Below are 23,021 nucleotides of genomic sequence, written 5' to 3' on the forward strand. Positions count from 1 at the left end.
TTATTTTGAAGTAAGTTTATAGGTTTTTCCTTTTTTGGTATCAAGATCGTAAACGAAATAAGTAGGCAACTCCAATGTTCTTTTTTCAGCTTTTTCAGATATTATTGGACGTTTAATAGGAATGTCTTCATAAAATACATTCTTATTTTTACCTGTAGACTGTTTTAATTCCAAACCATTTTCATCAAATAGTTTTTCTTGACTTCTTATACGACAAAGTCCTCCTAAACTTGATGTTATTTCAACTTCTTTAATCTCGTTATTCTTCCAAACAATGTCTACTTCAAAACCTCCTCTTGCCTTTAATCCTTTAACATTTCCTTGTGTCCATGAACTTGGCAAGGCTGGCAAAAGATGCAATGCCTCATCATGAGATTGCAACAACATTTCGGCAATACCTGCCGTACAACCAAAATTTCCATCAATTTGAAAAGGTGGATGTGCATCTAATAAATTGGGATAAGTTCCTCCTTCTTCGGTACCATCATGGACTAATGAAAGTTGAGTTTTTATTAAGTCGTAGGCTCTGTTTCCGTTTAACAATCTCGCCCAAAAATTCACTTTCCACCCCATAGACCAACCCGTAGATTTATCTCCTCGATATTCTAAAGTTTGCTGAGCTGCGTTAAACAGTTCAGGATTTTTAAAAGGTGATATTTGTGATGATGGATGCAATCCGTATAAGTGCGAAATATGTCTGTGTTTGTTGCCTGGATTGTCCCAATCTTTGATCCATTCTTGTAACTGATTGTGTTGACCTATTTGCATAGGAGGCAATCGTTTTTTTAACGATGCTACCGTAGCAGCAAAATCAGCATCTTTATTTAAAATTTTTGAAGCCTGAACAAGATTGCTAAACACATCAAACACTAGTTGATTGTCCATGGTAGTTCCATAAGTTATCCCTACTCCATTGATGTATTTATTTTCTGGGGACATAGATGGAGCAACAACCAACCATTTGTTTTCTGGTTCTTCTTGCAACACATCTACATAAAATGCTGCTGCTGATTTTAAAACAGGATAGTATTGCTCTAAAAATTTTTGATCGCCCGTAAACAAATAATGTTGCCAAATATGTTGGGTAAGCCAAGCTCCACCCATAGGCCAAAACCCGTAAAAACCACCATCTACCATTCCAGAAATTCTCCAAATATCTGTATTGTGATGCATGTTCCATCCGTTGGCATGATACATTTTTTGAGCACTTTCTTGTCCTGTTACCGACAGTTCTTCTAACATTTTAAAAAGTGGCTGATGCAGTTCCGATAAATTAGTGACTTCTGCAGGCCAATAATTCATTTCGGTATTGATGTTTACCGTGTACTTGCTATCCCAAGGCGGAGCCAATTGATGATTCCAAATTCCTTGTAAATTTGCTGGTTGCCCTCCAGGTCTAGAACTTGAAATCAACAAATACCTTCCAAACTGAAAATACAAGGAAACAAGAGATAAATCTCCACTTGTTGCAAAATTTTTCAATCTTTCATCGGTAGGCGTATCACTATTTTTAGCTGCATCCCCTAAACTCAATTGCACTCGTTTAAATAGCGATTGATAATCTTGAACATGAGTATTTTTTAAATCACTATAACTTTTTTGAATTTTTTTATTGATGAACTTAGCAGCTATCTCATCGGCATTTTGACTTAAGTCTTTATAATTTTTAAAATTAGTCCCTATGCTTAACAGTAAAACGGCCTCTGTCGCATTTTTTACTTGCAACTTATTGTTTTCTTCTTGTAGTTCTCCATCCGTTATTTTAGGAACAACCAAAGTTGTAAATGTTATTTTTCCTTTTTTATTTTCATGATTTCCAGCTGTACCAATTAATTTTAATTTTCCGTTTTTGGCTGCAATACCATGATTTAACTGAGGACTATCCAACCCTACATCAAAGTTTAAACTATTTGGTTTACTTGCCGTTAAACGAACAACCATGACTTGATCTGGATACGATACAAAATACTCTCTTTTGTAAGTAACATCGTTTACTTTGTAGCTAACTTCACCAATAGCATTTTCAATATTTAAATTTCTTTGATAAGAAGTAACACTGTCGTGATTGTAAAAATGTAAATTTAAATTCCCTACCGTCTGATATGGAACACCGTAATTATTGTCTTTAGGCGTTGATTTAGGAAAAACAGTAATTGCCATTTGCTGTGCTTCTTTATATTTTCCATCAAACAACAATTTTCTAATGTCCTGTACTTCGTTGTAATAATCTTTGGTAATGTTATTTCCTGGTTCCCCTGCCCAAACGGTTTCTTCGTTTAACTGAATTTTATCGTCAATGACACCTCCAAACAACATGCCGCCAATTCTACCATTTCCAATAGGTAAAGCTTCATTCCAATTTTTAGCTTCTACTGTATACCGTAAGATGTGTTCTTGAGCACACACGGTATAACACCAATTAAACAAACAAATGAATATAACTAATACTTTTTTCATTGCTCTGATTTTTCAATAATTACAGTTTTAGGCGATGATTCTGTTCCTAATTGATAACTGGATTGTGCATCTTTAAAATTTAACCGAATAGTACTGGAAGCTTTTCCTTTTATCAGAATCGGATGATTTTGATTAGGAGAAAAATCTATCGTGTCGAAATTCATATTTTTACCATTATAGATTTGAATAGCCTGTTCTTGAGAATCGATATTTACATGGCGAATTTGTATACCATCGGCATCTATAAATGTTATCCCGTGTTTGGCCTGCAAGAAAGCGTTCTCTAAATGAATATCTTTTAAATTCATTTCTGGTAAGCCCATAAAAAAACCTGCACGTTCTGAGTTTACTACCGTGATATTTTTCATATAAATATTTCTAAAGGAAGGCGTTTCGTCGGTTACAGGCACCTGCGCTGCTGTGTTGCTTGTAGATGATGCATTACTTGTTGACATATCTGGCGCTTTACCACCATAAAATAAATTAAAACGGATTGCATCGGTAGGAATATTATTCATATAAATATCGGAAATATAGATATTCTCGACCACGCCACCTCGACCGCGGGTACTTTTAAACCTCAGCCCCGTATCGGTGCCTATAAAATTACAATTAGAAATATGTACGTTTTTAACACCTCCAGACATTTCGCTTCCTATCACAAATCCGCCATGCCCATGATACACAATGTTGTTTTTAATAATTACATTTTGTGTAGGCATGTTTCTATCTCTACCATCCTTATCTTTGCCCGATTTTAAACATATGGCATCGTCTCCCACATCGAAAGTATTATTATATACCAAAGCCCGGTTGCAAGATTCTAAATCTAATCCATCGCCATTTTGCGAATACCAGGGGTTACGCACATTTAAGTTTCTAATGGTAAGATCTTCGCACATTAAGGGATGAATATTCCAAGCTGGCGAATTTTGAAATGTAGGCCCGTCTAACAGTACTGTTTTACAGTTTACAAAACTGACCATTACAGGACGTAAAAAATCTTTAACCTGCTCCAATTCTTGAAAACTCATACTGCTAATATTAGACTTACTACCTTGCAAAGCCGATGCGGTAGGATACCACATTTTCTTATCGTCTGTAAGCACTCCGCCCGCTGCTACAAGTTTTTTCCATTGGGCATCTGTCATTTTATCTTTTTTAACGGGTCGCCATGCGTCTCCGTTTCCATCAATAACACCAGAACCCGTAATGGCTATATTTTCGGCATTCTCGGCATGTATTGGCGAAATGCATCGCGCGGTATTTAAACCTTCGAAACTGGTTTGTAATAACGGATAATCGTTAAAATCTTTACTAAACAAAATAAGTGCTCCTTGCTCTAAATGTAAATTGACATTACTTTTTAGGTGAATTGGCCCTGTTAACCAAATACCTGCTGGCACAATTACTTTACCACCTCCTTGTTTAATAACCGCATCGATACTTTTATTAAATGCATCAGTGTTTTTAACCAAACCATTACCTACAGCGCCGTATTGAGTTATTGTTACACTGTTATTTTTAAAGTGCACTTGTTGAATTGGTGAAATGTTAAATTCAATATCATTATACAAATCATCTACACTTAAAATCGCTTTAGATTGTGCACATAGATTTTCCAGAGATGCCATCCCTAAAATTAGACAGGCAAATAAAATATATTTAAAAGATTTCATATTCGCTTATTTTGTAATTCTGAAATATTCTACATCGGCATAACCACCACGTTTGGCATCTGGCGTACTAATACTAAATAGGCCAACTTTGGCTCCAATCCATTTCCCTACTCGGGCCTTAAAGGGCTTTCCTATAGATGTAAACGATTTTCCGTCTTCACTATAACTAAACTGGCACATCGCATCTGGAGCCACCACGTTTACTTTAATGTAAGCTACATTACTTTTTAATGACACTTCTTGGTTAAGGACTTCTTGCTCGCCTTTATCGGCATTTATAGCTTGAGTTTGTTGTAAATAAAACCGACCTCCTTTTTGAGTTAAGGTGACGGTAGCATAATCTCTACCCATTACAATAAGTCCTGCTTTTCGTTGTTGTTCTGCGTCTTCAGGCACTAGCGTAAGCTTTGTATCGACTTGAAAATTTGGTGCAGGAAATTTTTGTAAAACAAGATTTGGTACATCCCAAAGGTTTTTGGCCGACTCGGGAGTTTTAATACTAAATAAACGCAGATAATCGTTACCAGGCAGCTTGGCATACCATAAAATGCTCGGGTTAGCATTCCATTGCCATTGTACCCCCAAGCTATCTGCTATAAACTCATCGGTTTCTCGAGGTGTTTCCTTAGGATAAGTATGGCCTACATTAGGCTTTTTATATTGCATAACTGGTTCGCCTATGCCATTCCCATCTAAATCTTTACCCATTACCGGCCAATCTTTTTTCCAATCCATTGGTTGCAAGTGCACGATGCGTCCATAAGCATCGACATCTTGAAAATGAAAAAACCAATCTTCGCCCTTTGGTGTTTCAACCCAAGCACCTTGATGCGGACCATTAATAGCCGTTTGCCCTTGTTCTAAAACCACCTTTTCTTCGTAAGGCCCATAAACGTTTTTAGATCTTAAAATCAATTGCCATCCCGTAGCAACACCACCGGCTGGGGCAAAAATGTAATAATAACCATTTCGCTTGTACATTTTTGTTCCTTCTACAGTAGGATGATTTTCGTGCCCATCGAACACATGACGTCCTCTATCTAACACTTTTGTGCCGTCTGGACTCAATTTAAAAACAGTTAAAATACTTTTTACTCCCGCACGACTTCCTGCCCACGCCAGAGAGAGATAAGCATTCCCATCGTCGTCCCAAAGCGGACAAGGATCTATAGCGCCTTTGGCTTCCATTACCAATACAGGATCTTCCCATTTTCCAGCAGGATCTTTGGTTTTAACCATATAAATTCCGAAATCGGGATCTCCCCAATAGATATAAAATTCTTTATTATGATATCTAATACTTGGTGCCCAAACACCATTACCATGCTGTGGTGTATTAAAATGATCTAATGGTATTTGAAGCGGTAACGCATAATTAATCAACGACCAGTTAACCATATCTTTAGAATGCAGAATGGGCAACCCTGGAGCTGCATTAAAACTAGATGCTGTCATATAATAATCGTCTCCAGCACGAGTAACATCGGGATCGGAATAATCGGCATGAAGAATTGGGTTTTTATACGTTCCATCTCCTTGATCGGCAACCCAAACTTGCGATGTATAGGTCTCGTTTTTTTGGGCAAAACAACACGTTGTTAGTAAAGCAATGGCCAGTACATTAATATGTTTCATTATTCTTTATAATTTTTATTTATTATTTATCTAGTTCTAAACTCGCTAAGATAAAAGCCCCTGTTCCTTTAGGATCGTTAGCGCGAATGGGTTCGTTTACGTAATAGTTGTAACTACCATCCCTGTATGGATTTCCGCCTAAACCAGCAACCGCACAGCACTGATTTAAACTAATAATACCATCTTTATCTTCAGAAATTAAATTCTGCAAAATACCATTATAAGCTTTAAGAGCAACTGTTTTATAAGATGCAGGAAGATACCCTTTGTTAGCACCCTTCGCGAAAGTATATACAAACATTGCAGAACCTGTGGCTTCTAAATAATTCCCTTCTTTATCGCCCTGATCGAGAACTTGATACCACAGTCCTGTTTTATCATCCTGAACACCTAACAAGGCATCTGCAAACGTGTTTAAATAGCCTATTAACCGTTTTCTTCCTGGGTGATCTTCGGGTAAAACATCTAATACATCTACAAGAGCCATACCGTACCAACCCATGGCTCTAGACCAAAAATTAGGCGATGTACCTGTTGTTTTATTTGCCCATTCCTGAGTTTTACTTTCGTCCCAACCGTGATATAATAATCCGGTTTTACTGTCTTTTGTATGCTCTTGAATAAGATCGAATTGATGTACAATATCATTATAAGCTGTTACCGCTTCTTGCCCGCTGCTAAATGTTTTAGTGTATTGCGCGTAAAACGGCTCTGCCATAAACAGTCCATCTAACCACATTTGATGGGGATATCGTTTTTTATGCCAAAATCCGCCATCGGAAGTTCTTGGTTGAGTGTTTAACTGACTACGAAGTAATTCTATGGCTTTTAAAAAGCGTTCTTCTTTAGTTTTTTCGTAGACATACAATAGCACATCTCCCGATTTTAGCATATCTAAATTTTGTTTGTCCAGATCGTAAGTTAAAATGCTTCCGTCTGGTTTTACCATTGTATTTGGATAGTCGTAAATGTAGTTGTAATAGGTTTCATTTCCTGTTTTATCATACACTCGCTTTGCCGCCATTAACACCAGACCGTTAGGATAACTCCATTTGGGTTTGGTGTGAAAATCTAACATCCATGATTCTGGAAAACGCTTCATTTCTGAAATTAACATCCGCTCAGACCATTTTATGCTTTCGGAAGCTACGCGACTTGGCATGTCTTGTTTTGCTACATCGCTTTCGGTAGTTTGACGCTGTTTACACGACAGAGTAAGCATGAAGATTACGAAACAAACGACACTAAACTTTCTATTTTTTTTACCCTTGAACATTATCATTTTTTTATAGATACTGTTTTTAAGAATACACCTTAAAAACAGTCGTGATTACAAACTTAAGGATTTCAAAAATATAAGTTTAAGTAGCTTAAAACTTTTAAATTTTCATCAAATGCTTTAAATTTTTATTCAGGTGTTAAGAAATAAGAAGCTATTACAACAATTTAATATGAGATTTTGTTTAAATAGTATTTAGTGTTGAAGATTCTGATTGAAAACAATCCATCAGACAAGATCAGCGAAACGCGATTTAACTATGCGCTACATGTAACTTTATAATGTTTTAATATTATCTAATATTTCACTCGAAACATTAGTCATTCGCGTTGTAATTTGTTCTGCTAAAACATTCAAGTTATTAAAATCTGGAGTTTCGACCAATGTAACTTCCAAAATAGCATATTTTGGCATAACCGGTTTGTCGACACCCCATTTTGTTGCTTTCAGCAATTGCCAGTATTGTTTCTGAACAGAGATTGTATTTCCTAGTAACCAAAGCTCAAATTGCATGTGTAAATGATTTAACACCAGTCCGAATTTTAATTGTTTACTTTTCAAAAAATCGTTAGAATAATAAAAGTAAGTATAATCCATATAACCATGAAGAATGGTCGAGAATGTATATAGATTTTGATGCTTTTTTGACAGGTCTACTCGCAATTTCATAACAAATTTCACCAAAGCATTATATGCAATAACAATATCGCCTCTATTTAATTGTTCTTTATAAATTGCAATATGCTTGTTTAAGTTGTCCATTTGCTCGACTTTTAATGCGTCAGTAAAATTTGGTTTAGTGTTTTAAAAGTGTTGTCCCTATTTTCGTTTTCCCAATATCACCCTTTAATTACGTTATCGAGCTCTAAATATTTCTTGTTCATTACGCTTAAAGCAAAAGCACCTGCCGAAGCGCTAAAAACAGAATAATCTAGCGCGCCTTTAATTCCTATTGAAAACGTCATCGACAAGGCAAAAATCAACAATAAAAACCCGCTACATTTGGCTATAAACTCTGTTTTATAGCCTATAATTAGGCCAATGGCAAACAGAATTTCTGCGGCCGTTACTAAAATTCCGATGGTAGGAATTATAGCTTTTGGCAACCAAGGGTTAATTAATTCGGTATATTCTAAAAAACTACTCCAATTACCCCAAACTACAACTTCACTACTCCAAATTCCAAATCTGTCTGCTACTGCAGATAAAAAACTGACTGCTATTGCCAGCCGCAAAAAAAGCTTAATTAAATGATTGTTCATTTTTATTGTATTTTATGAATGCTTATCGCCGTTAATACTGACTACAAGAATTATAGATTATTTCACCCAAGGTTCTTTTTGAGCTGCATTGGTAATTTCGCTCCCATCATAAAGACTAATGCCTTGCCAAGTACCAAACCAAATCAAAAAATTTTATAAATTAAAATACTATTTCTTCTTTTTCCCATATTTGAACTAGTAATACAAACTAACGCAATTGAATATACTCTTATTATCCATTATTGTTACATTCAATTAATAAAAATCATCTATACAACTAAAATGCTATAATTAAATTACAAGGATTTAAACCCTGTATGACAGCAATAAGCTTCCATTTTAATAGGCTTCATAAAATTATCTCAATATAATAATAGGTATTTATTTATTCTATATGTAAATTAAGAAAACAAAAGCTTAAAGAAAGTAATTTATTTCTTACTTCCTAATGAATCGTAACATCAAATTATAAACACTCTTCTTTAGTTTTCTGTAATCTGAAATATGATTTTTAAAAAATGCCTGTTGCCGTTCGTGATCTTTAGACCTTATGTGATTGTAGTCATTTTTTCCATACTCTAATTCATTTTTAAGTTGTTGTTCATATCTACACAAATTACTTAATACAAGAGTATTTTCTCGGCGTAAAGCTTGAATATTACTTGCTACAGCTGTATTAATAATGAGTTGTTTTTCAATTATACCGAAAATATTTAGTTCTTCATGAATATACTCAACAGTATCCATCCATTGTTGAAGTTCTAAAAAATCCTTTTGAAGTAATAATCTTCTTTTAGCTTCAAATTCTCGGGAAGTATAGTTGCTATTTATAAAAGACATAAAATGATGGTAAGTAGGTTAGTTTGTAAAAAACCGTGAATAAAAAAATATTTCACGGTCTTTAATTTAACTTCTTTTCAACAAGACGTATCAGACATCTTATAATGATACTAATAGCAGAAGGATTGTAATAAGTAGAGTTAATATCATTCCGCTAATGAAATATATTTCATTAATTTTCATTTGCATTTAAACACATTGTAAAGCACGTTTATATAAATCGTCTTTGAGTTTTTGATATCGGTTTAAGTGGTATTGATAACTTCGCCGAAGGCGTTCATACTCATTCAAATAGACCATATCGCATTGTATATCGTTACATTCTACTACATTCATATAAGTTTTAGAATATGATAAAATTGTATCATACAACTGGTTATTCTGCATTTTTCTTTTCGAAAAATGCTTTTGTATTTCATCTGGTATAATACTATTGTTTGTAGTTTTCTGATATAGTTTTAAAAGGTTATCTACTTCTGTGTCTATATATAATAACTGATTTATCCATCCTTTTAACTCAATACTATTGTATTTATGTACAACTTCTAAATCAGAATCATGTTCGTATACTTTTAAGTTCATAATATTATAGCGTCATGTTCAAATTAGAATTTGTTTTGTTCTGAGTGACATAAAGTATTTTAAGTTCTTTAAGCCCTGTAGGGAAATCCCAAAGGACATTGTCGTCTTTTGAATACCCAAAAAGCGCTACTCCCATTGGAGTAAGAATTGAAATTTTATTAGCGTTCAAATCTTTCTCTACGGGTGTCACAATTTGAATGGTTTTTTCCCAGTCTTTGCCCGAAGCTACTGTAACTACACTGTTTAATCGTACAATGTCTTCTGGCATATCTTCTTCATCAAGAATATGTGCTGTTTTTAATTCTTCTATAAACTTAAAAAAGGATTTTTTTGTGTCGACATCTTCCATAAATCCTGATAAATTAAGTAGCCGTTTAATTTCTACATATTCTTTTTTTTCTAAAATTAAGTTACCGTATTTCATAATCTCATTAATTATGGGAAAATCCCTCGTTGTACATAAGCTTTTTCAATTCGCTTTATAGCAATGCAATAGGCAGATTTACGTAAATCGATATTTTCGCTTTTAGCAAAAGCAGAAACACTATCGAAAGAATTTTTAATTTTCTTTTCCAGTTTATCAATAACGTCTTCAATTTGCCATATCTCTCCATTTCGGTTTTGAAGCCATTCAAAATAACTGGCAATGACACCTCCTGAGTTACATAGTATATCTGGAATAATAGTGATATTTCTTTCCAGTAATATTTTTTCACCTTCAACATTAATGGGGCCATTAGCGCCTTCGGCAATTAAGGAAGCCTTTATGAGATGTGCATTGTTTTCTGTTATTTGATTCCCTAATGCTGCTGGTACACAAATATGACAATCTAGCGCAAAAAAATCATCGTGTTCTATAGCGTAGGCCTCAGGATAACCAACCAGACTTCCATGATTGTTTTGAGTATACAAAAACAAATCGTTTACAGGGATTCCCTTAGAGTTTGTAATACTGCCGTAAGCATCTTGAACCCCTATTAATTTAGCACCATCTGATTCTAAAAAATAGGCTGCCCAATATCCAACATTACCAAAACCTTGTACAATAAACGTTTTGTTTTTAAGGGTATCGCCTTGTTGCTCAATCCAAAATTTCACGGTTAAATATACCCCATAACCCGTAGCCCGATCACGACCATCTAATCCGCCACTTCCAATAGGTTTTCCTGTAACAACATGCAGATTTTTAGATCGCTCGGCTGGTGCTTTAGTACTCATATACGTATCTGACATCCAAGCCATCGTTTGTGCATTTGTATTAACATCTGGGGCCGGAATATCATGTTCAGGACCTATATTATCACCTAAAGCATAAGTAAAGCGTCTTGTAATGCGTTCTAGTTCGTTTTGAGAATATTTACTTGGATCAATTTGAATACCACCTTTTCCTCCTCCATAAGGCAGTCCTGCCAGAGAGGTTTTCCAGGTCATCCACATCGCCAAGGCTCTTGCTGCATCTATATCTACCGTAGGATGATAACGTAAGCCTCCTTTGTAAGGTCCTAAAGCATTATTATGTTGAACGCGATATCCTTGAAAAATTTCAACCTCGCCATTATCCATTTTTACAGGAAAATTCACGATGATTTCGTTGTTGGTAATGCTTAAAATTTTACGAATATTTGGGTGCAGGTTTATATGATTTGCTGCATTATTGAATTGTTCTAGAACATTTTTTACCATACCCTTCGCATTGGGTTTGTCCATTTTTTTTATATTATTAATTACAGTCATTTCTTCAATTTTAAGTTCTTAAGAATGTTATTTTAAGCTTTCAAAGCATCGTTAGAAACATTCGTATCGTATTTTATAGATTGAGTTGTGTGTGCATATTCGCTACACGACCACACATTATTTTTAAACCTCGTAAGCACGCAGGAGGACATGTTAATGCATGATAAGCAAATACTAAAAGATTTTGTATTCATATAATAACTTCGTTTACGGTTTCCTTAATAGAGGCAACCGCTATGCCATTATTATAAATAAAACGACCTTATCTTGTAAACCCTTGAATAACAAGGCTAAATTGAGAATGAGAGATACATGATATTAAAACCTGACTGAGGAATTTTGAATCGGTTGATGCAAAATTCCCCAACGCATTGCGAAGTTACTTTTTAAGTTTTTCTCTAAGCGTTTTACGATCTATTTGAAGAATTTTAGCTGCTTGAGTTTTATTATTATTTGTCGCATGTAGCACGTGTTGAATATAGCGCTTTTCAGCTTCCTTTAAAGATACCAAATCCTTTTCTGGAAATTCAATGTGATGTTTTAATGCGTTTGGAAGATGTTCAACATCAACAGTATTATCACTCATAATAACTGCTCGCTGAATGACATTTTCTAATTCTCTAATATTCCCAGGCCATTCGTAACGCATTAAAATTTCTAAAGCATTAGGCGCTATTTTGATAAAACGATCTTTATATTCAACACCATATTTAAAAAGAAATTTTTCAACTAAAAGTGGAATGTCTTCTTTGCGTTTGTTTAAAGAAGGAACTTCAATTTCAACAACTGTAAGTCTGTAAAACAAATCTTCACGAAAGGTTCCTGTTTTAATCATTTCTTTCAAATTGCTGTTGGTTGCTGCAATAACACGAACATCTATTTTTTCTGTTTTTTGCGAACCGACTCTTAGCACTTCTTTTTCTTGAAGTACGCGTAATAATTTAAGCTGAACAGCCAGTGAGGCATTCCCTATTTCATCTAAAAAAATGGTACCTCCATTAGCAGCCTGAAAAAATCCCTGACGATTATTCTCTGCCCCGGTAAAGGCTCCTTTAGTATAACCAAACAATTCGGCTTCCAATAAATTTTCAGGAATACTTCCACAATTTACAGCAATAAACGGTGCTTTTGAGAACTTACCCTGGTAATGAATGGCACGAGCAATAAGCTCTTTTCCTGTTCCGCTTTCTCCATGAATAAAAATTGTGGCTTTATTGTTTTTTACGCGATCAATAATTTGAAAAACCTCATTAATAGATTTCGAAGCACCAATTAGTTCTCCGTATCCATTTTGACTATTTTGTATTTGTACCGCTTCCTTTTTTGTGTTTTTAAAATTATTTAAGGCCTTTTGTACTGCGTTTACTAATTCCTCTTTGGTGAATGGTTTGGTTAAATAATCCATACCACCGCGTTTTATAACCTCAAGAGAATCTTGTATAGAGGGATAACCTGTAACAACCAACTTTGGTAATTCTGGATAATGCTCAGAAACGAATTTTAAAAGCTCAAAACCATCAACTTCCGGCATTTTTAAATCGGTTATAAGTAAATCGATTTTTGAATCTCTTAAAATACCTACGGCTTCTTTTACTGAAATGGCTTTATAAGTATGGAATTGTAATGATTTTAAATGTCTTTGAATTAACTCCAAAATATGAATATCATCATCTACAATTAATATGTTTTCTTTTTTTAAAACCATGAATTCTTATTTAGGAAGTCGTACTTCAAAGATAGCTCCTTTTTTGTTATTGTTTTTGGCTGTTATGCTTCCTTTATGACTGGAAACAATACCGTGTACAACGCTTAAACCAAGACCAGAGCCATCGCCTGTAGGTTTTGTAGTGAAAAAAGGTTGAAAAATTTTATCCTGTAAATGCTCCGGAATTCCAGGCCCCTGATCTTTGATTTTCAAAACAATATCGCTATCGGTTTGAAAAGCTTCTATTACTACAAGACTGTCTTTTGGTGAAAAATAAATGGCATTCATTGTTAAATTGAATATAATTTGTGTGAGTTGAACCGTATCTGCACGCAACCAAAGATCCTCTTCTTCAATTTTCACAATGTATTTTATCTGTTGTTTTCTAAAGGTAGCATCAAGTAGATTTATAGCGTTTTTAATATTTGGAACCAGATTTACTCTTTTCATTTCCTGAGGCATTTCGCAAGAAAAGAACATGAGTTTTTTAACTACTTCTCTGGAAAAAATAGCATTTTGAATGATTTTGTTTAGGTCTTCGTGAGCTGTGGTATTCTCACTAAAATTTGAAGCCAACAATTCGGCATAACCCAAAATATTTGCAAGGGGTGTATTTAATTCATGGGCAATACCAGCAGTAAGTTCACCTAAAACTGCTAGGCGATCGGCATGCTCCATTTGTCGCTTGAGTAGTAGTTCGTTGTTTTTAATTTCGATTCGCTCTAACAAGCCGCCAATTTTCAATGAAATATTATCTATTAGAGCTTGTTCTTCAATTAAAAAGTCATGGTTTAAAGAATTATCACCAGTAAAATGCGCTGAAACATTACCTTTTGAAACATTAAAAACAGGAATATTACTAGAAATACTTTGGGATGAATTATTAATCGTTCCGCTTAAAACATTTAAGTCATCAACGATAATAGAAATCTCCGTTTTATCTGGATATTGAAAGGCTTTTTTTAAACTGAAAGTAATGGCTTTTAAACTATCCTCAATATCATCAAAATCTGCATGAACAATAATAGATGAAACTTCATAAAGACAGGTTAGTTCTTTAATACGCTCTTTAAGCTGCTCTTTTGTTGTTACAGTTGATTTCATTAAAAACTACAAATTTGTTTCTTTAATTAAATTAAAGCAGTATAAATTTTATAAACAAAACAATATTCACTTAAAAAACTTATTCTATTAACCAATAAGTTAAAATTTAAATACCCACTACAAATTAAACAATTTGAATCTTTCAAGACAATCTAATTAATAATTTACTAATTCTTTTTACAATTTTCAAAATACCAATAACAATACCTGTGGGGATAGGACGGAAACAATAAATCATAAACAGCGGAAATAATAATCCAGTCTACTACTTAAAATAAAGTATTTTTAATCTGGGGGTTTTCTCTAATTCAGGCATTCTCAGTATTCTGCCTTAGAAAGTCCTCTACAGCGTTTTTTTTACAGCTTCTATAAAGATTCATTTTTAAGAATCTTAATTAAATTTTATAAACACAATTAAATAGGATAAAATTATCCTATTTATGATAATTATCATATTTTAAAGGTTTTGTATATTATAGTTTTGAAAAACAAAAATCAATTAAAATGAAAAATCAACTAAACTATTTGCTATTATTCATTCCGTTGTTATTAATAAGTTGTTTCAATAATCAGGAAAAAAATTACGAAAACACTTCTGAAATCCCTGTAAGTAGAGAAATGACAGCAGAGTTAACATCGCCTCCAAATGTTCCAACCCCTGTTGGAAGAAGAAAAGCTAAAAAACTAATTGTAGAGATGGAAATCCTTGAAAAGGAAGGAGAAATGACTGATGGAGTACGATATGTGTATTGGACCTTTGGAGGCACTGTACCTGGAAGTTTTATACGCACACGTGTTGGTGACGAAGTCGAGTTTCATTTACAAAACCACCCCGATAATAAATTACCTCATAATATCGACCTACATGCCGTGACCGGTCCAGGAGGAGGTGCAGAATCTTCATTTGTTGCTCCAGGTCATGAAAAAGTATTTTCTTTTAAAACTTTAAACCCGGGATTATATGTTTACCACTGCGCCACAGCTCCAGTTGGCATGCATATTGCCAACGGTATGTATGGGTTAATTTTAGTTGAACCAGAAGGTGGTTTACCTCTTGTTGATAAAGAATATTACATTATGCAAGGTGACTTTTACACTAAAGGCGCCAACGGTGAACGTGGATTACAACCCTTCGACATGCAAAAAGCTGTCGATGAAAATGCCGATTATGTCGTATTTAATGGTAAAGTTGGCTCATTAACAGGAGACAATGCTATAACCGCAAAAGTAGGTGAAACAGTAAGACTCTTCGTCGGTAATGGAGGTCCTGGGTTAGTATCATCTTTTCATGTTATTGGTGAAATCTTCGACAAGGTTCATATTGAAGGTGGCAATAAAATAAATGAAAATGTACAAACCACTCTTATTCCGGCTGGAGGAGCAGCAATTGTTGAATTTAAAGTTGATGTTCCTGGAACTTTTATTTTGGTCGACCACTCCATTTTTAGAGCCTTTAATAAAGGTGCTTTAGGTATGCTAAAAGTGGAAGGCGAAGAAGATAAAAAAATATACTCAGGAGAAATTCGTGATGATATTTATTTACCTGAAGGTCCAGGTTTACAAGAGATGCCAACTACAAACGAAATTGTAGAATCAAAAATTCCTGCTAAAAACTTTGATGAACAAATGAAATTTGGAAAACAAGTTTATATGCAAACCTGTTTTGCTTGTCACCAGTCGGAAGGACAAGGAGTCCCTAATGCCTTTCCTCCGCTGGCAAAATCGGATTATCTAAACGCCGATGTTAACCGTGCTATTGGTGTTGTTTTACATGGCTTAACAGGAGAAATTACTGTTAATGGCGAAAAATATAACAGTGTAATGACCCGACAAATGTTATCTTCTGAAGAAATAGCTAATGTGCTAACTTATGTATATAATAGTTGGGGAAATTCAAAAAAAGTGGTAACAACATCTATGGTTGAAAATGTAAAAAACAAAAAATAACATAGTCATGAAAGGTCATGTTTTTAGATACTTAACATTTATAATCTTAACACAAACAATAGTGTTTGGGCAGTCTAAAAACATGGCTTACATTCAAGGCAGTAGATATATACCACTTTATGGTCGAGATTCAACCGTTGTAGAAGTGAAAGATTTTGAAATGGATGTTTTTCCTGTTACTAATGCCCAATTTATAGAATTTGTTAAACAATATCCTAAATGGCAAAAGTCTAAGACCTTAAAATTATTTACAGATAAAAGCTATTTATATAACTGGAAAAACGATTCTGAACTTAAGGATTCTGAAAAACTTAATAGCCCTGTAACTTATGTTTCATGGTTTGCTGCTAAAGATTATTGCGAATGCCAAGGCAAGCGATTACCTACTGTTGATGAATGGGAATACGTCGCTATGGCTGACGAAAGCTCTCGTGACGCCAGACTTAAACCTGACTATAACAAACAAATTTTAGCTTGGTACGAAACTCCTAAGACCAATGAAAATCTTATAGGCAAAAATCCAAAAAACATTTGGGGAGTATATGATTTACACGGTTTAGTTTGGGAATGGACACTCGATTTTAATTCAGTCCTTATAACAGGAGAATCGAGAAAAGATGTCGATAAGGATAGTAACCTCTTCTGCGGTAGTGCAGCGGTTAATGCGACCGATTTAATGAACTACGCCGCTTTTATGCGTTACGCCATAAGAGGAAGTCTAAAAGCCAAATACTCCATGAAAAACTTAGGATTTAGATGTGTAAAAGACATAAATAAATAATCATGAAAACTTTAAAGTCAATTGTATTTCTAATATTACTTATTCTCACTTTTTGTAGCTGTAACTCTAAAAAAAGCAATCAGGAAACGGTACTTTACCAATGCCCTATGCACTGCGAAGGCGATAAAACTTATACAAAACCCGAAACTTGCCCTGTTTGTAAAATGGATTTACAACCGATGGAGTTAAGTACTTTAAAGATTGAAAATACGAATGGCATTTCAGAAGAATCTATTTTCAATTTAACGTCTGAATGGAATACCGAAGAGGGTAAACAAATTCAGTTAAGGGACTTAAAAGGAAAAACCCTGGTTATGGTAATGATTTACACCTCATGCAAAGCCGCCTGCCCACGATTAGTTGCGGATATGCGAAATATTGAGACTAAAATTCCTGACAACAAAATAGATCAGCTCAATTTTGTGTTAATTAGTATAGATCCAAAAACAGATACACCCGAACGTTTAAAATCCTTTGCTATTGAAAATTATATGGATGACCCGCATTGGACATTTCTTCAAGGTACTGAAACCGGAGTTCGGGAATTCGCAAATGTATTAGCCGTTAAATACAAACAAATATCTCCGATAGATTTTTCGCATTCTAATATTATAAGTGTTTTTAATTCGCAAGGAGAACTCATGCATCAACAGGAAGGTTTGGGCGTAGATAATACAGAAACCGTAACCTCCATTTTAAAACAATTAAAATAACATCCTAATAATTATTTCCAAAATTCATCACTCAGATTATCTTCAAAAGCGTCTGACTGATGAATTTTTTCTATTTGTATCAACTGAATTTCGGTAGCGACTTCTTGAATTTCAGGAAACAAAACCCGTTCTTCAAATCTAATGTGGTTATCTAAAGTTTCGGCTATAACACTTAGAGTCTTACCATCTACAGCTGTATTTTCAAATAAATCACTTATTGTTACATGATCGTTTAATGCTTGCTTTATCAACTCATTACTCTCTTCAAGAATGGTAAAAACATATAATTCTTCCATTTTAAAATGAGGTGTTAAATGTGTCTTGTAAAACCAATTGGCATATTGGTAAATTCGTTTTGGCTCGATATTCTTTTCAATGCCAATTCTTATTTTCCAAGCTAATAATAAACCATGATGATGCTCTCTGCTGAGTGGCTGTAAGGCTTTATGTCTTTTTAATGGTTTCATAGATTTATATTTTTTGATTTACAAAATTTAATAAGATAAATAAAATACCTAATGGCAATAACACACTGAATAAAAACAAGAATAAATAATAGTTTGAAATTAAACCTACTCCAAGGTAAAACCTGAAACCTTGAACCAATAAAATTACTTCTGTTAAAACAAAGCCTGAAAGAAAACTATACAGACCTAATTTTAATAATACTGTAGGTTTCTGCTCACTGTATAGAAACGCAAAAAGAAAACCTGTAATCATCCCCAACATTACTAAATGAATAAAACCGATAACTAAGTTACGATGCATAAAAACTACTTCGGAAAATTCAGGAATTAGAGTTACACCTTGTAAAAGTATTTTCAGAATAAAACAAAACACACTAAAATAATACAAGATAACGATGAATATAGATTGTGTTTTTAAGTTTTTTTTCAACTCAAATCTTATCAGTTTTAAAAACAAATACAGGGTTAATAATTGAAGTATAACCCCTAATACATTTAAATAAATTAAAATGGGATGCGGAGCAAACCATTGCACGGGCAAGGCAAAAGTAAGCACGGTTGATACGACCAATAATTTAAAAAAAATTTTAAACCGTTTGGAATTTTCAATCTTCAAAATATGGAATAACAGTGCAAGAACAGCTATTAAAAACCACCCGTTAAATTGGAAGTGCAAAAAGAACTGAATGGCTATTTGGTAAAATGCCGAAGCCTGACCTAACAGTCCCACTGCTGGCCCCAAACACCACACACCCATAGTTGATATCAGCATAAATAATAACGAGGTTTTCAACATTAAACCAACAGCTTTAGAAGTTGTTTTATGATGCTTCCATACCAAATACACAAAATAATATGAACAAAAAATATGTAGTGTTGAAAACGTAATGGAAATAGCGGCATATCCTTGAAATGGAAAACTAAACATCATTCCTATAACTGCAATTTCAGTTAGCCAGAATACTTTATTAAAAATTGGCTTTTTATCGTGGATGAAATAATGAACAATGAAGACATAAAGCATTAAATACACCCAGCCCAACATGGCCACATGAGAATGGGCGTGTGTTAAAAACCGATAATTTAATCCGATGGGTTCTAAAAAAGAAAAACGAAGTGCCAACCCCATTAAGGCGGCTATTAAAAAATTTATTAGACAAACAACAATTAGTTTTTTGGGCATAATTAAATATAAAGTTCTTAAAATTAAGAAATCCTATGATGTTTGTAATAAAACAACATAGGATTAATGTATAACCATTAGTTAAAGAACAATACTAACAAAATTTACTTTCCAGTTTTTCGGCTGCTGGAAATAAGATGTTATTCTCTAAATGGATATGTAAATGCAAATCTTCTTCAAACTCTTGAAGCATCGCAAATGTTACTCGGTAGGTGTTGCAAGCATCGGCTGGAGGCGTATAATTATCTGTAATTTCTGCAATTTTTCTAAACCGTACACCTTCATTATCGTGTTCTTGCATCATCATGGCTATTGGGTTTTTAACGGTCCCAAATCCAGGAGCTTCCACCTCAGTATTCGATAACTCTGCCTTTACTAATTTTTTAACAAAGGGAAACAATACCAACTCTTCCTTTTTCATATGCTGTGCTAATTCTCCTGCCGATGCGGTAAACAACTCGTTTACTTCAAAAAGTTCAGGATGTCTTTCACCATGTACTCGGCATAACTTATCTAAAAACTGTTTTAAAATGGGTGTTTTTTCTTCTACGTATCGGTGATGTTTTTTTTCAATATAATCTACAAGTAAATCTAAAGGCCATGATTTATAATCAATAGTTTGATTGCCTTGCGTATTTAAAACCTGCTCCAAACGATGTACTAATTCACTGGTTTCAATACCATTTTTTTCACATACATCTTCCAATGTTCTATTTCCTCTACAGCAAAAATCGATGCCATATTGCGTAAAAACTGCAGCTGTTCTAAAATCTTCTGCTACAAATTCCCCTACTTGCTTTTGTGCTATTGTACTCATAATATCTATTATTAATTGTTCTTTGTTATTTTATTTTTTAAAGTTAAATCGAATACAAACCAACAGGTTGTAACGATACCTACTGCGAAAATGACATCTCCAATAGTTCTCAGCCATTTTAATGTAATCATGCTCGGGTCTTGCATTAATTCTGATGAACGTGCATACCACATACCGTGTTCAATACTTTCAACAGCTTGCCAAATACCTATAGGTAGTAAGCTTAGTAGAGCCATTCCTAATAGTCCTAAGTTTAACGACCAAAATGTAATTTTTAATAATTTATTATTCCAGTTTACATTCCTGTATAAACTTCGTAATACAAAAAGCATTAAACCAATTCCAAGCATACCGTAAACTCCGAATAAAGCTGTATGTCCATGTAATGGAGTGGTATTTAAACCTTGTACATAGTATAGTGCAATTGGCGGATTAATGATAAATCCGAAAATACCAGCTCCTAAAAAGTTCCAAAAAGCAACGGCAATCATGAAATAAATAGGCCATTTATAATCTTCTAACCATTTTGTTGCTTTTGATAATTTGTAATTATGGTAAGCTTCATAGCCAATTAAGGTTAACGGAACCACTTCTAAAGCACTAAATGTAGCGCCTAGAGCCATGACAGCTTTTGGAGTTCCAGTGAAATACAAATGGTGAAACGTTCCTAAAATACCGCCAGACATAAAAATAATGGTAGCCAACAATACATTTAATGTTGCTGTTTTGGTTTTTAGTAATCCTAAGCGAACAAACAAAAAGGCGATAACAACGGTTGCAAATACTTCGAAGAAGCCTTCAACCCATAAGTGTACAACCCACCATCTCCAGTATTCTGCGATGGCCAAATTGGTGTGTCTGCCCCACATTAACCCAGAAGCATAGAAAAGGGCAATGGCACTACAAGACACTAAGAACATGATGATAAGGTTCTTTTCTTCGGTTTTACGCTTTAAAACAGGTAATAACGGTCTTACCATTAATGCCAGCCATAAGAACAAGCCTATTAATAGGAATATTTGCCAGAATCTTCCAAGATCGACATATTCATAACCTTGATGCCCAAACCAGAAATTGTTTACCAGATTCAACTTCTGCATTACCCCAAACCATTGTCCGGCCATAGACCCTAAAACAATAATTAAAAGCGCAATAAATAAGAAATTAACTCCAAATTTCTGAAACTTTGGATCTTTACCCGAAACCGCCGGAGCAATATACAACCCTGTAGCTAACCAAGCGGTTGCAATCCAGAAAATAGCCAGTTGCGTGTGCCAGGTTCGCGTAACGGAATATGGTAATATTTTGTCTAAGGCAAAACCATAAAATCCATCGCCTTCAACACCGTAATGTGCAGTTACAATACCTAAAAGCATTTGCAACACCATTAATAGAGTAACAACCCAGAAATATTTTTTAACCAGATGCATACTTGGGGTCATGCCTTGTTTCAATAATGGATCATCGACAGGAGGTGGTAATGTTTCATCTTCACCAGATTTCACATGATAAAACACCAGTATTCCAATACATAATATCAGTAAAATGATACTAACACCAGACCAAACCATCAAATCCATAGTTGGTTCATTCCCTACCAAATCGTCGGCAGGCCAATTGTGTGTATAACTAACGTTACTGTTTGGACGCTCGGTTACCGTTGCCCAGGTTGCCCAAAAGAAAAAGGCATTCATTTTATGCATTTTAGCTTCATCCTTTATGGTGTTTTCAGGAATAGCATAATCAGCACGAAGTTTATCGAATTTAGGATCGTTTGTGAATAATCCTTTATAATAATCGCTTAAATAATTTATAGCTTCTACCCTGTTCTCGGAGATGGTAATAGTGTTAGCCGATTTATTATATGTATTTGTCCTTAAATCGTTTTGTAATCTTACTTTTAAAGCAGCCTGTTGCTCTTCGGTTACAGCATCATAATTTTTTCCGAAATCATCTTGAGCATAAATATTTAAAATATAAGTCGCTTCTCTGTGTAACCAATCGGCAGTCCAGTCTGGAGCAACATAGGCGCCGTGCCCCCAAACAGATCCTACTTCCTGTCCTCCTATACTTTGCCAAATATTCTGACCATCTTTAATTTCAGATTCAGTGAAAATAATATCTCCATTGGTAGATACGATAGATTTTGGGATTGGTGGTGATTGCTGATAAATTTCAAAGCCGTAATACCCTAATACGCTAAACGAACTTATCATAACTGCTGCAAATAGTAACCAGAGCTTTTTTTCTTTCTTCATAGTAATTGTTTTGGTTTTAAATTTAATTTAGGATAATTTTATCTTATTTATGATTAAAAAATATATTTATAAATTATTTTCCCATTGTTTAATTCGGATATTTTTATCCTATTTTATAGCAAAATTTTTTTAGCGCCGTAAAAAGGTATCTCCTTCTTTAATATCTAATGCTAAAGTTTCAAGATTAGTGGATTCTAACATGGTTTTAAGTTCCTCTCTCACAACTTTAAACTTATCGTGCATCGGGCAAGGACGATCTTCATCACAAGCTTTTAAACCAAGTCCACAACCTTTATAAATATTATCACCATCAATCGCATCTACAATATCTGACAGTTTAATGGTTTTAATTCTGTTTTTATCGATTTCAAAACCACCATAAGCCCCTTTAACAGATTGAATAACGTCATGTCTTACCAATGCCTGCAAAATTTTGGCTGTGAACGCTTGAGGTGAATCAATTTCTGCCGCTAGTTCTTTGGGACTCACTCGTCTACCCCCAAAAGAATTAAGTGCTATAAAAATGGATGCTCTAATACCGTATTCACAAGCTTTTGAAAACATATATATAATTTATG

General features: G+C 34.3%; 19 protein-coding genes. 3 read left to right on the forward strand and 16 right to left on the reverse strand.

Annotation, left to right across the window (positions count from 1 at the left end):
- The 11 genes from ACR9EA_RS12550 to ACR9EA_RS12600 all read right to left on the reverse strand — a co-directional run bounded on the left by ACR9EA_RS12550 (nt 1) and on the right by ACR9EA_RS12600 (nt 14,277).
- On the reverse strand, nt 1-2,457 hold the full coding sequence (locus tag ACR9EA_RS12550) for a glycoside hydrolase family 95 protein (protein WP_435133590.1): 2,457 nt from the start codon (nt 2,455-2,457) through the stop codon (nt 1-3).
- On the reverse strand, nt 2,454-4,136 hold the full coding sequence (locus ACR9EA_RS12555) for a glycoside hydrolase family 28 protein (protein WP_435133593.1): 1,683 nt from the start codon (nt 4,134-4,136) through the stop codon (nt 2,454-2,456). The genes ACR9EA_RS12550 and ACR9EA_RS12555 overlap by 4 nt, the downstream gene beginning before the upstream one ends.
- A 6-nt stretch (nt 4,137-4,142) precedes the next feature.
- Entirely contained in the window at nt 4,143-5,771 is a 1,629-nt protein-coding gene (locus ACR9EA_RS12560; RefSeq protein WP_435133595.1) for a glycoside hydrolase family 43 protein, read from the reverse strand.
- A 22-nt stretch (nt 5,772-5,793) separates the two neighbouring features.
- A complete protein-coding gene (locus tag ACR9EA_RS12565; RefSeq protein WP_435133598.1) occupies nt 5,794-6,993 on the reverse strand; it encodes a glycoside hydrolase family 88/105 protein in 1,200 nt (399 codons plus the stop codon).
- Between the two features lie 333 nt (nt 6,994-7,326).
- Entirely contained in the window at nt 7,327-7,812 is a 486-nt protein-coding gene (locus tag ACR9EA_RS12570) for a DUF7000 family protein (protein WP_435133600.1), read from the reverse strand.
- A 77-nt stretch (nt 7,813-7,889) separates the two neighbouring features.
- Nucleotides 7,890-8,312 carry a DoxX family protein gene (locus ACR9EA_RS12575; protein WP_435133602.1) on the reverse strand — a complete coding sequence of 141 codons (423 nt, stop codon included), beginning with the start codon at nt 8,310-8,312 and terminating at the stop codon, nt 7,890-7,892.
- Nucleotides 8,313-8,750: 438 nt separating this feature from the next.
- The gene (locus ACR9EA_RS12580; protein WP_435133605.1) at nt 8,751-9,152 is read right to left on the reverse strand and encodes a hypothetical protein; all 402 of its coding nucleotides are present in this window, start codon (nt 9,150-9,152) and stop codon (nt 8,751-8,753) included.
- Nucleotides 9,153-9,738: 586 nt separating this feature from the next.
- Complete coding sequence (locus ACR9EA_RS12585; protein WP_435133608.1) at nt 9,739-10,158, reverse strand: GreA/GreB family elongation factor; 420 nt, start codon at nt 10,156-10,158, stop codon at nt 9,739-9,741.
- A gap of 11 nt (nt 10,159-10,169) precedes the next feature.
- The gene (locus ACR9EA_RS12590; RefSeq protein ID WP_435133611.1) at nt 10,170-11,468 is read right to left on the reverse strand and encodes a Glu/Leu/Phe/Val family dehydrogenase; all 1,299 of its coding nucleotides are present in this window, start codon (nt 11,466-11,468) and stop codon (nt 10,170-10,172) included.
- 379 nt (nt 11,469-11,847) lie between these two features.
- Nucleotides 11,848-13,173: a sigma-54-dependent transcriptional regulator gene (locus tag ACR9EA_RS12595; protein WP_435133614.1), complete on the reverse strand. Its 1,326-nt coding sequence runs from the start codon at nt 13,171-13,173 to the stop codon at nt 11,848-11,850.
- 6 nt (nt 13,174-13,179) lie between these two features.
- A complete protein-coding gene (locus ACR9EA_RS12600; protein ID WP_435133617.1) occupies nt 13,180-14,277 on the reverse strand; it encodes a sensor histidine kinase in 1,098 nt (365 codons plus the stop codon).
- A gap of 504 nt (nt 14,278-14,781) precedes the next feature.
- Between ACR9EA_RS12600 and nirK the strand changes: the two genes are divergently transcribed.
- Genes nirK through ACR9EA_RS12615 form a run of 3 tightly spaced genes read left to right on the forward strand, consistent with a single transcriptional unit; the run spans nt 14,782 to nt 17,718 of the window.
- Complete coding sequence (nirK, locus tag ACR9EA_RS12605) at nt 14,782-16,224, forward strand: copper-containing nitrite reductase (RefSeq protein ID WP_435133620.1); 1,443 nt, start codon at nt 14,782-14,784, stop codon at nt 16,222-16,224.
- Nucleotides 16,225-16,231: 7 nt separating this feature from the next.
- Nucleotides 16,232-17,005, forward strand: a complete 774-nt coding sequence (locus tag ACR9EA_RS12610) for a formylglycine-generating enzyme family protein (protein ID WP_435133623.1) — start codon at nt 16,232-16,234, stop codon at nt 17,003-17,005.
- Between the two features lie 2 nt (nt 17,006-17,007).
- The gene (locus tag ACR9EA_RS12615; protein WP_435133624.1) at nt 17,008-17,718 is read left to right on the forward strand and encodes an SCO family protein; all 711 of its coding nucleotides are present in this window, start codon (nt 17,008-17,010) and stop codon (nt 17,716-17,718) included.
- An 11-nt stretch (nt 17,719-17,729) separates the two neighbouring features.
- On the opposite strand, the gene ACR9EA_RS12620 is transcribed toward ACR9EA_RS12615, so the two are convergent.
- The 5 genes from ACR9EA_RS12620 to ACR9EA_RS12640 form a co-directional block, all read right to left on the reverse strand.
- Complete coding sequence (locus tag ACR9EA_RS12620; protein WP_435133627.1) at nt 17,730-18,185, reverse strand: hemerythrin domain-containing protein; 456 nt, start codon at nt 18,183-18,185, stop codon at nt 17,730-17,732.
- A 4-nt stretch (nt 18,186-18,189) separates the two neighbouring features.
- Nucleotides 18,190-19,368, reverse strand: a complete 1,179-nt coding sequence (locus ACR9EA_RS12625) for a hypothetical protein (RefSeq protein WP_435133630.1) — start codon at nt 19,366-19,368, stop codon at nt 18,190-18,192.
- A 94-nt stretch (nt 19,369-19,462) separates the two neighbouring features.
- A complete protein-coding gene (ric, locus tag ACR9EA_RS12630) occupies nt 19,463-20,185 on the reverse strand; it encodes an iron-sulfur cluster repair di-iron protein (protein WP_435133632.1) in 723 nt (240 codons plus the stop codon).
- Between the two features lie 11 nt (nt 20,186-20,196).
- Nucleotides 20,197-22,443, reverse strand: a complete 2,247-nt coding sequence (locus ACR9EA_RS12635; RefSeq protein ID WP_435133635.1) for a nitric-oxide reductase large subunit — start codon at nt 22,441-22,443, stop codon at nt 20,197-20,199.
- Between the two features lie 129 nt (nt 22,444-22,572).
- Nucleotides 22,573-23,007: an RrF2 family transcriptional regulator gene (locus tag ACR9EA_RS12640; protein WP_435133637.1), complete on the reverse strand. Its 435-nt coding sequence runs from the start codon at nt 23,005-23,007 to the stop codon at nt 22,573-22,575.
- Between the last annotated feature and the right edge of the window lie 14 nt (nt 23,008-23,021).

The organism is Formosa sp. A9, from assembly GCF_051200825.1.
In the GTDB taxonomy this organism is placed as follows: domain Bacteria; phylum Bacteroidota; class Bacteroidia; order Flavobacteriales; family Flavobacteriaceae; genus Formosa.

Excerpts from the sequence above, each read along its gene's own strand:
- ACR9EA_RS12610 (WP_435133623.1), top strand. The coding sequence starts at position 16,232 with ATGAAAGGTCATGTTTTTAGATACTTAACATTTATAATCTTAACACAA.
- ACR9EA_RS12580 (WP_435133605.1), bottom strand. The coding sequence starts at position 9,152 with ATGTCTTTTATAAATAGCAACTATACTTCCCGAGAATTTGAAGCTAAA.
- ACR9EA_RS12555 (WP_435133593.1), bottom strand. The coding sequence starts at position 4,136 with ATGAAATCTTTTAAATATATTTTATTTGCCTGTCTAATTTTAGGGATG.
- ACR9EA_RS12625 (WP_435133630.1), bottom strand. The coding sequence starts at position 19,368 with ATGCCCAAAAAACTAATTGTTGTTTGTCTAATAAATTTTTTAATAGCC.
- ACR9EA_RS12570 (WP_435133600.1), bottom strand. The coding sequence starts at position 7,812 with ATGGACAACTTAAACAAGCATATTGCAATTTATAAAGAACAATTAAAT.
- ACR9EA_RS12585 (WP_435133608.1), bottom strand. The coding sequence starts at position 10,158 with ATGAAATACGGTAACTTAATTTTAGAAAAAAAAGAATATGTAGAAATT.
- nirK (WP_435133620.1), top strand. The coding sequence starts at position 14,782 with ATGAAAAATCAACTAAACTATTTGCTATTATTCATTCCGTTGTTATTA.
- ACR9EA_RS12600 (WP_435133617.1), bottom strand. The coding sequence starts at position 14,277 with ATGAAATCAACTGTAACAACAAAAGAGCAGCTTAAAGAGCGTATTAAA.
- ACR9EA_RS12620 (WP_435133627.1), bottom strand. The coding sequence starts at position 18,185 with ATGAAACCATTAAAAAGACATAAAGCCTTACAGCCACTCAGCAGAGAG.
- ACR9EA_RS12595 (WP_435133614.1), bottom strand. The coding sequence starts at position 13,173 with ATGGTTTTAAAAAAAGAAAACATATTAATTGTAGATGATGATATTCAT.
- ric (WP_435133632.1), bottom strand. The coding sequence starts at position 20,185 with ATGAGTACAATAGCACAAAAGCAAGTAGGGGAATTTGTAGCAGAAGAT.
- ACR9EA_RS12560 (WP_435133595.1), bottom strand. The coding sequence starts at position 5,771 with ATGAAACATATTAATGTACTGGCCATTGCTTTACTAACAACGTGTTGT.
- ACR9EA_RS12615 (WP_435133624.1), top strand. The coding sequence starts at position 17,008 with ATGAAAACTTTAAAGTCAATTGTATTTCTAATATTACTTATTCTCACT.
- ACR9EA_RS12550 (WP_435133590.1), bottom strand. The coding sequence starts at position 2,457 with ATGAAAAAAGTATTAGTTATATTCATTTGTTTGTTTAATTGGTGTTAT.
- ACR9EA_RS12565 (WP_435133598.1), bottom strand. The coding sequence starts at position 6,993 with ATGCTTACTCTGTCGTGTAAACAGCGTCAAACTACCGAAAGCGATGTA.
- ACR9EA_RS12590 (WP_435133611.1), bottom strand. The coding sequence starts at position 11,468 with ATGACTGTAATTAATAATATAAAAAAAATGGACAAACCCAATGCGAAG.
- ACR9EA_RS12575 (WP_435133602.1), bottom strand. The coding sequence starts at position 8,312 with ATGAACAATCATTTAATTAAGCTTTTTTTGCGGCTGGCAATAGCAGTC.
- ACR9EA_RS12635 (WP_435133635.1), bottom strand. The coding sequence starts at position 22,443 with ATGAAGAAAGAAAAAAAGCTCTGGTTACTATTTGCAGCAGTTATGATA.
- ACR9EA_RS12640 (WP_435133637.1), bottom strand. The coding sequence starts at position 23,007 with ATGTTTTCAAAAGCTTGTGAATACGGTATTAGAGCATCCATTTTTATA.